The sequence below is a fragment of the Cellulosimicrobium funkei genome (genome assembly GCF_001019615.1).
Lineage (GTDB): Bacteria > Actinomycetota > Actinomycetes > Actinomycetales > Cellulomonadaceae > Cellulosimicrobium > Cellulosimicrobium cellulans_E.
The window spans coordinates 272,891-286,571 of sequence record NZ_JNBQ01000002.1 but is presented as its reverse complement, the minus strand read 5'-3'; the positions used below and the strand labels follow the sequence as shown (position 1 = coordinate 286,571).

The 13,681-nt window shown below is 73.5% G+C and carries 9 protein-coding genes; 3 read left to right on the top strand and 6 right to left on the bottom strand.

Translation table 11 applies throughout. From position 1 onward, the window contains the following. Nucleotides 1-74 precede the first annotated feature (74 nt). Complete coding sequence (locus tag FB00_RS03725; protein ID WP_047231476.1) at nt 75-2,681, top strand: discoidin domain-containing protein; 2,607 nt, start codon at nt 75-77, stop codon at nt 2,679-2,681. 58 nt (nt 2,682-2,739) lie between these two features. On the opposite strand, the gene FB00_RS03720 is transcribed toward FB00_RS03725, so the two are convergent. The 6 genes from FB00_RS03720 to FB00_RS03695 all read right to left on the bottom strand — a co-directional run bounded on the left by FB00_RS03720 (nt 2,740) and on the right by FB00_RS03695 (nt 10,278). Further along, nucleotides 2,740-3,765 carry a 3-oxoacyl-[acyl-carrier-protein] synthase III C-terminal domain-containing protein gene (locus FB00_RS03720; RefSeq protein ID WP_047231654.1) on the bottom strand — a complete coding sequence of 342 codons (1,026 nt, stop codon included), beginning with the start codon at nt 3,763-3,765 and terminating at the stop codon, nt 2,740-2,742. A 51-nt stretch (nt 3,766-3,816) separates the two neighbouring features. Then, a complete protein-coding gene (locus tag FB00_RS03715) occupies nt 3,817-5,367 on the bottom strand; it encodes a UxaA family hydrolase (RefSeq protein ID WP_047231475.1) in 1,551 nt (516 codons plus the stop codon). Further along, a complete protein-coding gene (locus tag FB00_RS03710; protein ID WP_269429989.1) occupies nt 5,364-6,788 on the bottom strand; it encodes a Gfo/Idh/MocA family oxidoreductase in 1,425 nt (474 codons plus the stop codon). Before FB00_RS03710 ends, FB00_RS03715 begins: the two co-directional genes overlap by 4 nt. A gap of 149 nt (nt 6,789-6,937) precedes the next feature. Further along, entirely contained in the window at nt 6,938-8,284 is a 1,347-nt protein-coding gene (locus tag FB00_RS03705) for an ABC transporter substrate-binding protein (protein ID WP_047231474.1), read from the bottom strand. A 100-nt stretch (nt 8,285-8,384) separates the two neighbouring features. Further along, nucleotides 8,385-9,362 (bottom strand): carbohydrate ABC transporter permease, encoded by a 978-nt coding sequence (locus FB00_RS03700; RefSeq protein ID WP_082140945.1) that lies wholly within the window; start codon nt 9,360-9,362, stop codon nt 8,385-8,387. Further along, nucleotides 9,355-10,278 (bottom strand): carbohydrate ABC transporter permease, encoded by a 924-nt coding sequence (locus FB00_RS03695; protein WP_047231473.1) that lies wholly within the window; start codon nt 10,276-10,278, stop codon nt 9,355-9,357. The genes FB00_RS03700 and FB00_RS03695 overlap by 8 nt, the downstream gene beginning before the upstream one ends. A 241-nt stretch (nt 10,279-10,519) precedes the next feature. On the opposite strand from FB00_RS03695, the gene FB00_RS03690 reads away from it, so the two are divergent. Continuing rightward, nucleotides 10,520-12,499, top strand: coding sequence for a DUF6807 family protein (locus FB00_RS03690; RefSeq protein WP_047231472.1), 1,980 nt, complete (start codon nt 10,520-10,522; stop codon nt 12,497-12,499). Then, nucleotides 12,496-13,677 (top strand): Gfo/Idh/MocA family protein, encoded by a 1,182-nt coding sequence (locus tag FB00_RS03685; protein ID WP_231581694.1) that lies wholly within the window; start codon nt 12,496-12,498, stop codon nt 13,675-13,677. The genes FB00_RS03690 and FB00_RS03685 overlap by 4 nt, the downstream gene beginning before the upstream one ends. The last annotated feature ends 4 nt before the right edge of the window (nt 13,678-13,681 follow it).

Genomic DNA, 13,681 nt, shown 5'->3' with positions numbered 1-13,681 from the left:
CGAGCACGACGGCGCCGCGCCCGGGGCACGGTCGTGCCCGTGGCACGACCCACCGACCCGAAGAAGGCAGGACCATGCACCTCCGATCCCCGGCCAGGCTCCGCCTGGCCTCCCTCGCCGCCGGGCTGACCGCGGCGTGCGTCGCGGCGCCGCTCGTGGCGGCCGCCGCGCCCGTCGCCGCCGCGGCGGGACCCGTCAACCTCTCCCAGGGCAAGCCCGCGACAGCATCGAGCGTGCAGGGCGACTACGCCGCCGCACGGGCCGTCGACGGCGACCTGAGCACCCGCTGGGGCAGCGAGTTCGCCGAGGGCCAGTGGCTCCAGGTGGACCTCGGCCAGGTCTCGACGCTCTCCTCCGTCGCCTTGAGCTGGGAGGGCGCCTACGGCAAGGGCTTCCGCATCGAGGCGTCCGACGACGGCACGACCTGGCGCACGCTGCGCACCGTCACCGACGGTGCGGGCGGGCAGCAGACCCTGTCCGTGTCCGGGACCGGACGCTACGTGCGCCTGCTCGGCACCGAGCGCGGCACCGGCTACGGCTACTCGCTGTGGGAGCTCCAGGTGTTCGGCACGCCCGGGACCGACGGCGGAACCGTCGACCCGGGCGACGACTGCACGACGAACGCCGCGCTCGGGAAGGCGGCGACGGCGTCGTCCGCCGAGGGCGCGTACGCCGCGGGCCTCGCCGTGGACGGCAACGCCGGAACGCGCTGGAGCAGCGAGTTCTCCGACGCGCAGTGGCTCCAGGTCGACCTGGGCGCGATCAAGCCGGTCTGCGGGATCGAGATCGACTGGGAGGGCGCCTACGGGAAGGGCTTCCGCGTCGAGACGTCCGACGACGGCACCCTGTGGCGCACCCTGCGCACGGTCACCGACGGGACCGGCGGCAAGCAGGTCGTCGACGTCACCGGGTCCGGTCGCTACGTCCGGCTCGTCGGCACCGAGCGCGGCACCGGCTGGGGCTACTCGATCTGGGAGCTGCGCGTGCTGACCACGGGCGACGGGACGAACCCCGGAACGGGCGAGCCGATCGAGGGCGGCGGGGACCTGGGGCCGAACGTGCACGTGTTCGGCCCCGACACCCCGGTGGACCAGATCCAGGCCGCCGTCGACGCGGCGTACGCGGCGCAGGAGGAGAGCCAGTTCGGGCTGCGCCGCGACCAGTTCCTCTTCGAGCCCGGCACGTACCCGGTGCACGTCAACGTCGGCTTCAACACCGCGGTCAACGGCCTCGGCAGGAACCCCGACGACGTGAACATCACGGGCGGCGTCTGGGCCGACGCGGAGTGGTTCGAGGGCAACGCGACGCAGAACTTCTGGCGCTCGATCGAGAACCTCGCCGTCACCCCGACGGGCGGCGACATGCGCTGGGCGGTCTCGCAAGCGGCCCCGATGCGTCGTATCCACGTCAAGGGCAACCTCATGCTGCACTCGTCACGCTACGGGTGGGCGTCGGGCGGCTTCACGGCCGACTCCGTCGTCGACGGCCAGGTGCGGGGCTACACGCAGCAGCAGTGGTACACGCGCGACTCGACGCTCACGGGCGGCTGGGACGGCACGCTGTGGAACATGGTGTTCTCCGGCACCGAGAACGCCCCGCCGACGACGTTCCCCGAGCCTGCGGTCACCACGCTCGACACCACGGGCACGGTCCGCGAGAAGCCGTACCTCTACCTCGACGGCGACGACTACGCGGTCTTCGTCCCGTCGCTGCGCGAGGGCACGCGCGGCGCGACGTGGAAGAACGGCTCCACGCCCGGCACGTCGATCCCGCTCGACGACTTCTACGTCGCGCACCCCGGCGACACCGCCGAGCACATCAACGCCGCGCTCGACCAGGGTCTGAACCTCCTGCTCACCCCGGGCGTCTACCACCTCGACGAGACGATCGAGGTGAACCGCGCCGACACGGTCGTGCTCGGCCTCGGGTACGCGACCATCGTGCCCACCGCGGGGCAGACCGCGCTCCAGGTCGGCGACGTGGACGGTGTCCGGGTCGCCAGCGTCCTGTTCGACGCCGGGGCGGCCGAGTCCCCGAGCATGCTCACCGTGGGCACGGACGGCTCGAGCGCGGACCACGCCGACGACCCGATCTCGATCCACGACGTGTTCGTGCGCGTCGGCGGCGCGCACGCGGGCAAGGTGGACAGCGCGATCGTCATCAACGCGGACGACACGATCGTCGACCACATCTGGTCCTGGCGCGGTGACCACGGCGAGGGCATCGGCTGGGACGTCAACACCGCCGACTACGGCCTCGTGGTCAACGGCGACGACGTCGACGGCTACGGCCTCTTCGTCGAGCACTACCAGAAGTACAACACCCTGTGGAACGGCGAGCGGGGGCGCACGATCTTCTACCAGAACGAGCTCCCGTACGACCCGCCGAACCAGGCCGCGTGGAACCACGACGGCATCCGCGGGTGGGCGGCGTACAAGGTCGCGGACCACGTGCGCAACCACGAGGCGTGGGGCCTGGGCTCCTACTGCGTGTTCACCTCGGACGCGTCGATCGTCTCGGACAACGGGTTCGAGGTCCCGATCACCCCGGGCGTGCGGATGCACTCGCTGCTGACCGTCTCGCTCGGCGGGGTGGGCACGTACGAGCACGTCATCAACGGCGTCGGCCCCCGCGCCAGCGGCGTCGAGACCGTCCCGGCGAAGGTCGTCAGCTACCCCTAGGCGGGTGCGAGCATCGCCGTCGGCCCGGTGCAGGGGCCGGGCCGACGGCGACCGCTCGTCAGCGGGTCGGGGTCTCCACGACCTGGCCCGCCCAGGCGAACCCACCGCCGAAGCCGAAGAGCAGGGCCGGGACGCCGGCGGGGATCTTGCCGGCGTGCCACCACTTGGAGAGCCCGAGCGGGATGGACGCGGCCGACGTGTTGCCCGACTCGACGATGTCGGTGACGACGATCTTGGACTCCAGCCCGAGGGACTTCGCGAGGGGCTCGATGATGCGCAGGTTCGCCTGGTGCGCGACGAGGACCTCGATGTCGTCGAGCGAGACGCCGGAGCGCTCCACGACGGAGCGTGCGCGGTCGGCGGCGCGCGTGATGGCCCACTTGAAGACGGCGCGGCCGTCCTGGGCGAACTTGTCCGCGGGCGACTCGATGAGCACGGCGGGCGTGAGGTCGGGCTCCGAGCCCCAGGTCACGGGCCCGACGCCGGGCTCGTCCGTCGCGCGCAGCACTGCCGCGCCCGCGCCGTCGGCGGTGAGGATGCACGTGCTGCGGTCGGTCCAGTCGGTGAACGCGGTGAGCTTCTCCGCGCCGACCACGACGGCGGTGCGGGCGGAGCCGGCGCGGATCGCCTGGTCGGCGAGGCCGACGGAGTGGGCGAACCCGGAGCAGGCGACGTTGACGTCGAGCACGGCGGGCCCGACGACGCCGCGCAGGTCGAGCTCGGACGCCTCCTCCGGCGTCGACTGCCCGGGCATGACGCCGGTGCGCAGGTGGTAGGCGACGCGGCCCGCGGTGTTGGGCGAGCGATCGGTCGCGGTGGCCGTGGCGACGATGACGAGGTCGACCTCGGCGGGGTCGACGCCCGCGTCGGCGAGCGCGTGGCGCGCCGCCGCGGTGGCCATGTCGGCGACCGTCGTGTCGTCGTCGGCGACGTGCCGCGTGACGATCCCGGTGCGCGAGCGGATCCACTCGTCGTTGGTCTCGACGAGCTGCGCGATGTCGTCGTTCGTCAGCGTCTTCTCGGGCTGGAAGTGACCGAGGCCGGCGATGCGCGACCCGGCCGCGCCGGTGGCGGGAGTGAGCATGAGGTCGATCATGTCACGCAGCCGGCGGCCCCAGGACCGGGTCCTCTGGCCTCAGGTGACCGTGCCGAGCTGCCACGGGACGAACTCCTCGCCGCCGAGGTCGAGCTCCTCGCTCGCCGTCTGCTCCCCCGAGGCGACGGCGAGGATGCGCGCGAAGATCTCGTCGCCCACCTCCTCGAGCGTCGCGACGCCGTCGACGATCCGCCCGCAGTCGATGTCCACGTCGTCGCCCATGCGCGCGAAGAGCTCGCTGTTGGTCCCGAGCTTGATGCTCGGCGTCGGCTTGCAGCCGAACACGGACCCGCGGCCCGTCGTGAAGCACACCACGGTCGCCCCGCCCGCGACGAGCCCCGTCACGGAGACGGGGTCGTAGCCGGGGGTGTCCATGAAGACGAAGCCCTTGGTGTCGAGGGGCTCGGCGTACTCGTGCACCGCGGCGAGGTCGGCCTGCCCGCCCTTGGCGACGGCGCCGAGCGACTTCTCGAGGATCGTCGTCAGCCCGCCCGCCTTGTTACCCGGCGACGGGTTGTTGTCGAGCGTGCCCCCGCCCGCGACGGCGTAGCCCTGCCACCACTCGAGCCGGTCGAGCAGGCGCTGCCCGACCTCCGGCGTCACGGCCCGGCGCGTGAGCAGGTGCTCGGCGCCGAACACCTCGGGCGTCTCCGCGAGCGCCGACGTGCCGCCGTACGCGACGAGGCGGTCGGACGCGATCCCGAGCGCGGGGTTCGCGGTGATGCCGGAGTAGCCGTCGGAGCCGCCGCAGTTGAGCCCCAGGACGAGGTCGGCGACGTCGCAGTCGGTGCGCTCCCAGCGCGCGTCGATCTCCTGCACCATCTCACGCACCGCCTCGACGCCAGCGCGGACGGTGGCCCGCACTCCCCCGGTGTCCTGGATGGTCAGCGTGCGCACGACCGTGTCCGGCGACAGGTCGGCCCCGGCGAGCACGGTGTCGACGGCGATCATCTCGCAGCCGAGGCCGAGCACGAGGACGCCCGTGACGTTGGGGTGGGCGGCGTACCCGCGCAGCGTGCGCAGGAGCACCTGGGCGCCCTCGCTCGTCGGCACGAGCCCGCACCCTGACTGGTGCGTGAGGGCGACGACGCCGTGGACGTCGTCGTAGGCGTCGAGCGCGAGGCCGCGGAACTGGTCGGCGATCATGCGCGCCGTGCTCGCGGAGCAGTTGACCGAGGTGAGGATCGCGACGTAGCTGCGCGTGCCGACCGTGCCGTTCGCGCGGCGGTAGCCCCGGAACGTCGGGCGCGGTCCGGGCGGCGTCGCCAGCGGGGTGTGCACCGTGGCGAGCTCGTGCTCGCGCTCCCCCGGCGCGTACCCGAGGTTCTGCGTGTGCACGTGCTCGCCGGCGCGGACGTCGCGCGTCGCGACGCCGATCACCTGGCCGTACTTGCGCACGGGACCGCCCGTGGCGACGTCCCGCAGCGCGACCTTGTGCCCGCGCGGGACGTCGTCGAGCACGTCGACCGAGCCTCCGGTGGGAAGTCCCACGACGTCCCCGGGCGCGAGGTCGCGCGTCGCGACGGCGACGTCGTCCTCGGGGCGCAGGACGAGCAGGGGCGTGTCCACCGCGCGCGCGGCCGCGGTCACGACGGCACCGCCTCGGGTCGGGGTGTCGCGGCACGCTCGAGCGAGACGCCGAGGTCGGCGGTCCGCACGACCTGCCCCGTCTCGAGCGAGCGGTTCGCGGCGACGCCGACGGCGACGCTGCGCAAGCCGTCGACGTATCCCGCCGCGCGGGCGAGCGGGTCCTCGCCCGCGCCCCGGAAGACGTCGGCGAGGAGCAGGCGGTCGCCGCCGCCGTGCGAGCCCTCGCCCTCCTCGATGACGAGCTCGCGTGCGGGCTCCCAGTGCCGCTGCACGACGAGGCGCGCGCCGTAGGGCCGGACGTCGCCCGCCCCCGGGTCGTGCACGGCGCTCGGGTCCACGACCGGGCGTCGCTTGCCGTCCGGCCCGAGGGCCTCGGCGGCGTGCCCCGACTCGACGTGGGCGCGCTCGACGACGTCGAGCTCGACCCGGCCGCGCGTGCCGTTGACGGCGACGCGGTAACCCTCCCAGGGGCTGTGCGCGGTGAGCGAGTAGGTGAGGGTCGCGCCGCGGCGGTAGCCCACGAGCGCGCCGATCGTGTCCTCGATGGTGACGCCGGGCGCGAACACGTCGCGGTCGCGCACGTAGCCGTCCTCGGCCTCCGCGTCGAGGTAGAGCGCGCGGAGCGTGTCGTCCCCGGCGAGGTCGATGCCGAACGGGTCGTCCTGCGCGGCGTCGCGCCCGAGGCCGGGGCGGTCTCCCGGGGGACGCCCGGCGCCGTCGTCGCCGTAGAAGCGGAGGCCACCGCGCGCGACGACGGTCTCGGGGACGTCGTCGAGCCACCAGTTGACGAGGTCGAAGTGGTGGCTCGCCTTGTGCACCGCGAGGCCGCCCGACGCGGCCTTGTCGCGGTGCCAGCGCCGGAAGTAGTCGGCGCCGTGCACGGTGTCGAGCAGCCACTCGAAGTGCACCGAGACGACGTCGCCGATCTCGCCCGAGGCGATCACGCGCCGCAGCGCGGTGTTGCGCGGCGAGTACCGGTAGTTGAACGTCACGGTGAGCGTGGCCGACGAGCGCTCGGCGGCCGCGCGGATGCGCGCCATCCCGGCCGCGTCGGTCGTGAGCGGCTTCTCGCACACGACGTCGACACCGGCCCCGAGCGCCGCGACGACGTAGTCCGCGTGGGCGTGGTCGGGCGTCGTCACGATCAGCGTGTCCACGGCCTGCTCGGCGAGCATCCGGCCGAGGTCGGACGGTTCGTAGCGGGGCAGCGGCCCGAGGCCCGCGGCCTCCAGGCGACGGTCGTACCAGGCGGCGCGCACCGGGTTGGGCTCGCACCACGCGACCAGGTGCCCGTCCTCGCGGTGCTCACCGAGCAGCGCGTCGACGAACATGCGGGCGCGGTGCCCGGTGCCGGCGACGGCGTAGCGCCGCGGGCGGCCTGTCGTCGCGGTCTCGGTCGGGGTGGTGCCGGGGTGGTGCACGGGTCTGCGGTCCTCTCGGGGTCCTGGGCGCGGGGTCTGCGCGACGGTGGGGTCGTGCCGGTGCGAGTCCTGGTCGGGCCTGGCCGGGCCGGTCCGTGGGGCGACGGACCGGCCCGGCCGGTCAGGGGTGGCGGGACGCCACGGCGGGGCTACTGCCCGATGGCCGCGCCCACCTCGTCGAGGAACTGCGTCGCGGCGTCCTGCGGAGACTTCTGCTCGAACAGCACCTCGGTGTTGATGCGCTTGAGGATCTCGACGACGTCGCCGGCGCCCTGCGGCGGGACGGGCGGGCCGTCCACGACGTCGGCGCCGAGCGCCTCGAGGAAGTCCGCGGCCTGCTTGTCGGCCGGGGAGAGGCTGTCCTTGACGGCCGCGCGCACCTCCGTGTTCGCGGGCAGGCCGCGGTCGGAGAGCATGAGCGCCCCGGCCTCGGGGTCGTTGAGGAGGAAGTCGACGAACTTCGCCGCCGCCTCGGGGTGCTCGGACGTCTTGGCGACCGAGTAGTACATCGCGGGCTTGAAGTACATGCCCGTGCGCTCCCCCTCGGACTCGCCCGGGAGGCGCAGGAGCTCCAGGTCGCGACCCGACGCGGTGCTGATGGCGCCGAGCTGGTTGGTCCACCACATGCCCATGGCGCCCTGGTTGGTCCCGAGGAGCGAGCCCTCCGGGCCGGCGCCCTCGAGCTCGACGGACCGCGCGGCGTCGGGCTGGCCCCCGCCCGCCTGGAGGTCGAGGGAGAGCTGGAAGAAGTCCGCGACGGTCTCCGCGGAGACGCCGAGCTCACCCTCGGGCGTGTACAGGGCCTCGCCGCGCTGGCGCGCGAGGATCGACAGGCCGGCCTCGTTGAAGCCGTAGTCCTGCGTGCCGTAGATGCCGTCGGTCGACCCCGCGGTCACCGCGTTCGAGACCTCGACGTAGTCCTCCCACGTCCACGTGGCGTCGTCCGGCACCTCGACACCGGCGTCGGCGAACACCTGCGGGTCGGCGAGCACCGCGTAGGCGTTCACGCCGGTGGGGATGCCGTAGAGCGCCCCGCCCGTCTCGCCCGAGCCCACGACCGACTCGTCGATCGAGCTCGTGTCGATGTCGAGCTCCCCGAGGTCCGCGAGGACGCCGCGCGAGGCGTAGTCCGCGAGGTAGCGCTCCTCCTGCGTGATGACGTCGGGCGCGTCGCCGGCCGCGACCGAGGTCGCGAGCTTGTCCCAGTACCCACCCCAGTCGGTGTAGTCGGCGACGACCGTGATGTCGGGGTTCTGCTCCTCGAAGAGGTCGATGATCTGCTGCGTCGTCTGGTGGCGCGTGTCCGAGCCCCACCACGAGAAGCGGATCTGGACGGGCCCGGACTCCGCGGACGACGACTCGTCGTCGCCGCCCGGGTTCGCGACGCCGCCGTCGCCGCCGCAGGCGGTCAGGGCGAGGGCACCGACGGTCAGTGCGGCGGCCAGCGCCGCGCGGCGCGCGCCGGGCCGGCGCGAACGGTGGATCGAGGTGTTCATGACTCTCCTTGTGCGTGACGGGACGTCGTCGTTCTGTCGTGCGGAGCGGTGCCGGTCGGCACCGGGTGGCCCCCGGGCGGGTGCCCGCGGGCCGGAGGAGCTACTTGATCCCCGTCGTGGCGATGCCCTTGACGAGGTACTTCTGACCGAAGAGGAAGACGAGGAACACGGGGACCAGGGAGACGATCGACATGGCGAACATCGGGCCCCACGAGCTCTGGCCCGTGGCGTCCACGAAGGTGCGCAGCGCGATCGGGACCGTGTACATGTCCGGCTTGGTCAGGAAGATGAGCTGGCTGAAGAAGTCGTTCCAGGTCCAGATGAAGGTGAAGATCGCCGTCGTCGCGAGCGCCGGGAGCGCGAGCGGCATCATGATGCGCAGGTAGATCCGGCCGTGGCCGCAGCCGTCGAGCCGCGCGGCCTCGTCCAGCTCCTTGGGGATCCCGCGGAAGAACTGGACCATGAGGAAGATGAAGAACGCGTCGGTCGCGAGCAGCTTGGGCACGATGAGCGGCAGGAACGTGTTGATCCACTCGAGCGAGGAGAACAGCACGTACTGCGGCACGATCACGACGTGGATCGGCAGCATGATCGACATGAGCATGATCGCGAACCAGACCCCGCGGCCCCGGAACTGGAGCCGGGCGAACGCGTAGGCGGCGAGCGAGCACGAGACGAGGTTGCCCAGCACCGAGCCGAGCACCACGACCGCGGAGTTGAGCAGGTAGTGGCCGAACGGGTGGGTGAGCGCGTTCCACCCGTCGGTGTAGTTGCCGAGGTCGACCGCGGACGGGATGAGGCCCGGCTCGCGGAAGATCAGCGCCGACGGCTTGAACGAGCTCGCGAGCATCCACAGCAGCGGGTAGAGCATCACGAGGCCGAACGCGACGAGCAGCACGTGCTTGAGCACGGACCGGACCCGCGCGGACTGCGCACGACGCCGAGGTCGCGGGGCGGTGGGCGGCGCGTCGGCCGCGAGCTGGGAGAGCGTCGACCGGGAGCGGGTCCCGGGGGCCGCGTCCTCGATGACGGCGGCGTCGGTGGGGGTCCCCGTGGCGGGGTGCGTGGTGTCAGTCATCGTAGAAGACCCAGTACTTCGAGGCGAGGAAGTTGACGAACGTCATCCCGCCGATGATCAGGAGCAGGAACCAGGCCATCGCCGACGCGTAGCCCATCTCGAGGGAGCCGAAGCCCTTGAGGTAGAGGTAGAGCGTGTAGAACATCGTCGAGTCCGCCGGCCCACCGGTCCCGCCGCTCACGACGAACGCCTGCGTGAAGGACTGGAACGCGTTGATGAGCTGGAGCACGAGGTTGAAGAAGATGATCGGCGTGAGCATCGGCACCGTGATCGAGCGGAACTGACGCCACCGGCCGGCGCCGTCGATCGACGCCGCCTCGTAGTACATGCGCGGGATCTGGCGCAGCCCGGCGAGGAAGATGATCATCGGCGCCCCGAAGGTCCACACGTTGAGGGCGACGAGCGTGCCCAGCGCGTAGTCGGGGTGCGAGACCCACCCCTGCCCCTCGATCCCGACGAGCGCCAGGACCTGGTTGATGAGCCCGTCGGCGCCGAAGACCTGGCGCCACAGGATCGCGATCGCCACGCTCCCGCCGAGCAGCGAGGGCAGGTAGTAGATCGAGCGGTAGACCGCGAGCCCGCGCAGTCCCTTGTCGAGCAGGAGCGCGAGGCCGAGCGCGGCCGCGAGCTGGAGCGGCACGGAGACGAACACGTACGTGAACGTCACCTGGAGCGAGTTGAGCAACCGCGGGTCGGCGAACATCCGCTCGTAGTTGTCCCAGCCGATCCAGCTCGGCGCCTGGAGCAGGTTGTAGTCCGTGAAGGACAGGTACAGCGACGCCGCCATCGGGCCCGCCGTGATGAGCGCGAGGCCCACGAACCAGGGGGCGAGGAAGAGCGCCGCCGCCTTCCCGTCCCCCTTCTTGCGTGCGGGCCGCCGCGTGGCGGTCCCTCGCGCGAGCTCGGTCACCGCCATGCGAGACCCTCCTCGCACCTCGTGCCGGTCATCCGTCACCCTCCGGTCGTCGTCGATCGGTAGTCCTGCTTTCCCCCGTCACGGGGAAACCGGTTGCTGGGTGAGGACCGTAGCACATGTGGAACCGGTTTCCCATGGTGTACGGTCAGGTCATCGCGCGGCACCGGCCGACCCCGGCGAGCGCAGGCACCACGCAGTCGTGCGTGCCCGCGGCGCGCGAACCACGACTCGAGGGAGAACGATGGCAAGCGTGAGCACACGGCGAGGCGGGGTGACGATCGCCGACGTGGCGACCGCCGCGGGCGTCTCCCGGGCGACGGTGTCGCGCGTCATGAACGGCCGCGCGACGGTCGACCCGGAGATCAGCGCGCGCGTCCGTCAGGCAGCCGCCGACCTGAGCTACCGGCCCAGCAACGTCGCGCGGAGCCTGTCGCTCGGACGGACCAACACGGTCGCGCTCGTCGTCCCGGACCTGGGCAACCCGGTCTTCCAGCAGATCCTGCGCGGCGTCACCTCGGCCGCCGCCCCGGCCGGGTACCGCGTCCTGGTCGCGGACACCGCCGAGGACCCCACGGAGGAGGCCGCGATCGCGCTCGAGGCACGGCTGCGCTGCGACGCGCTCGTGCTCGTCTCCCCGCGCATGCCCGCGGCCGAGCTCGCGCTGCTCGTCCCCGACGTCTCCCCCGTCGTGCTCGTCAACCGGGAGCTCCCGCACCCGGGCGAGGCGGCCGTGCCGTCGCTCGTCGTCGACTACGCCGACGCCGCGGCCCAGGTGCTCGAGCACCTGCTCTCCCTCGGCCACCGCCGGGTCGCCTACCTCGCCGGCCCGCCCGGCAGCGCGTCCGACGCGCTCCGGCGCACCGGGCTGCGGCGCGTGCTCGACCGCACGCCCGACCTCGAGCTCGTCGAGCTCCCCGCCGGGCCCGACATCGCCGCCGGCCACGCCGCCGTCGACGAGGTCCTCACCGCCCGGCCGACCGCCGTCGTCGCGTTCAACGACCTCGTCGCGTTCGGCCTGCTCGCCGGGCTCAACGAGGCGGGCGTCGCGGTGCCCAAGGACATGTCCGTCGCCGGCTTCGACGACATCGACCTCGCGCGCTACGCGACGCCGTCGCTCACGACGGTCGCCGTGCCGCAGGCCGAGCTCGGCCGGCACGCCTGGAAGGAGCTCTCCGCCCTGATCGACGACTCCGCGCCCGCGTCCCGCACGACCCGCTTCGAGCCGCGGCTCGAGGTCCGCGCCACGACGGGACCCGTCCCGCGCCAGGTGGCCCGGGCCCGCGTGGCCCCGCCGGCCGAGCCCGCCGGCACGGTCGTCGTCGAGAGCGCCGGAGCCGGGGCCGCCGACCAGCCCGTGACCCGGGAGGTCCGCTGGGCCCCCGACGGGGAGGCCGTCGTCCTGCGCGCCGGCGACCTGCGCCTGGCCCGCTACCAGCAGGGCGACCGCATCCCGGCCGTGCACGCGCCGCGCTCCTACCTGCACCCGGTCCACACCCTCGCCGGCGTCCCGCTCACCGACGCCGGCCCCGTCGACCACCGCCACCACTACGGCGCCTCGATGGCCGTCGCCGACGTCAACGGCACGTCGTACTGGGGCGGTCGCACGTTCGTCGCCGACGTCGGCCCGACGCTCCTGCCCAACCACGGCCGCCAGGTGAGCCACGCGCTCGCCGTCGACCCCGTGGAGCAGCACCTGCTGCACGACGGCGTCCGCTGGCACGACGAGCAGGGCGTCCCCCAGCTCGAGGAGGACCGCCGTCTCGACGCGTGGATCCTCGACGACGAGTCTTGGGTCCTCGACTGGCGCTCGACCCTGCGCGCCGAGCGCGGCGCGCTCGTCATCGGCTCGCCCGCGACCAACGGGCGCCCCGGCGCCGGGTACGGCGGCTTCTTCTGGCGCCTGCGCGCGGCGGCCTCGACGAGCGTGCTCAGCGCGCACGGGCGTGGCGAGGAGAGCGCTCACGGCAGCACGTCCCCCTGGGTCGCGTTCGTGCAGGAGCACCCCTCCCACACGACGACGCTGCTCCTGGTCCAGCAGGGCGAGACGGTGCCGTGGTTCCTGCGCGCCTCCGAGTACCCCGGGGCCGGCCCGGCCCTGGCCTGGGACGCACCCCGGACCGTCCCGGCGGGCGGCACGCTCGAGACGGGCGCGCGCGCCGTCCTCGTCGACCGCGGGCTCGACCTCGACGAGGCCGCGGCGCTCGCGGACCGCGTCCGGTGAGCGCGAGCCTACGGGCCGCCGCGCCCGGGACCAACCACGTGCTCGGCCCCGCGCAGTCGGCCGTCCCGGTCGCCGTCGTCGGGGTCCACGGTCACGGCGGGTCCCACCTGCGCACGGTCGCCGCGCTCGCGGAGCAGGGCCGCGTCCGGCTGAGCGCGGTCGTCGACCCGCGCCGCCCGGACGACGCCCCCGCGCCCTGGTTCCCCACGCTGGGCGACCTGCTCTCGTCGTCCGACGCGGCCGTCCGCCCCGAGGTCGTCGTGATCTCGACCCCGATCCCGACCCACCTCCCGCTCGCGCGCGCCGCGATGGAGGCGGGCGTCGACGTCCTGCTCGAGAAGCCGACCGCCGCGTCCCTCGCGGAGCACCTCGCGCTCGTCGAGGTGGCCGAGCGCACGGGCCGCCGGTGCCAGGTGGGCTTCCAGACCTTCGGCTCGCACGCGGTGGACGCGGTCGCCGAGCTCGTCGCGGACGGCGAGGTCGGCGACGTCGTGGGCATCGGGGCCGTCGGCACGTGGGTGCGGACCACCGGCTACTGGCGCCGGGCGCCGTGGGCGGGGAGACGCCGGCTCGACGGCCGCGACGTCGTGGACGGCGTCGTCACCAACCCGCTCGCCCACGCGGTCGCGACCGCGCTGCGCATCGGCGGCGCCCGCACGGCCGACGACGTCGCGCACGTCGTGACCGATCTCTGGCGCGCGAACCCGATCGAGGCGGACGACACGTCCTCGCTGCGCGTGGTCGCGCGCGACGGCCTGCCCTACGGGTTCGGGCTCACGCTCTGCGCGCCCGAGCGCACCCCGGCCCGCGTCCTCGTGCTCGGGACGGACGGCGAGGTCACGCTCGAGTACGAGCACGACCGCGTGCTCGTCCGCACCCCCCGGGCGCACGTGGAGAAGACGTACGGCCGCACCGGGCTCCTGGAGGACCTGCTCGCCGCGCGCCGCGACCCGGAGCGCCGGCTCGCGTGCGACGTGCGCGACACCGGCGCGTTCATGCGCGTCCTGGAGGCCGTGCGGACGGCCGCAGACCCGCGGCCCCTCGACCCGGCGACCGTGACGTGGACGGGTGAGGGAGACGACCGCCGCCCCGTCGTCGACGACGTCGCGCGGTGGTGCGAGGAGGCCGCGCGCACGGCCCGGACCTTCACCGAGCTCGGGGCGCCCTGGACGCGCTGAGGGA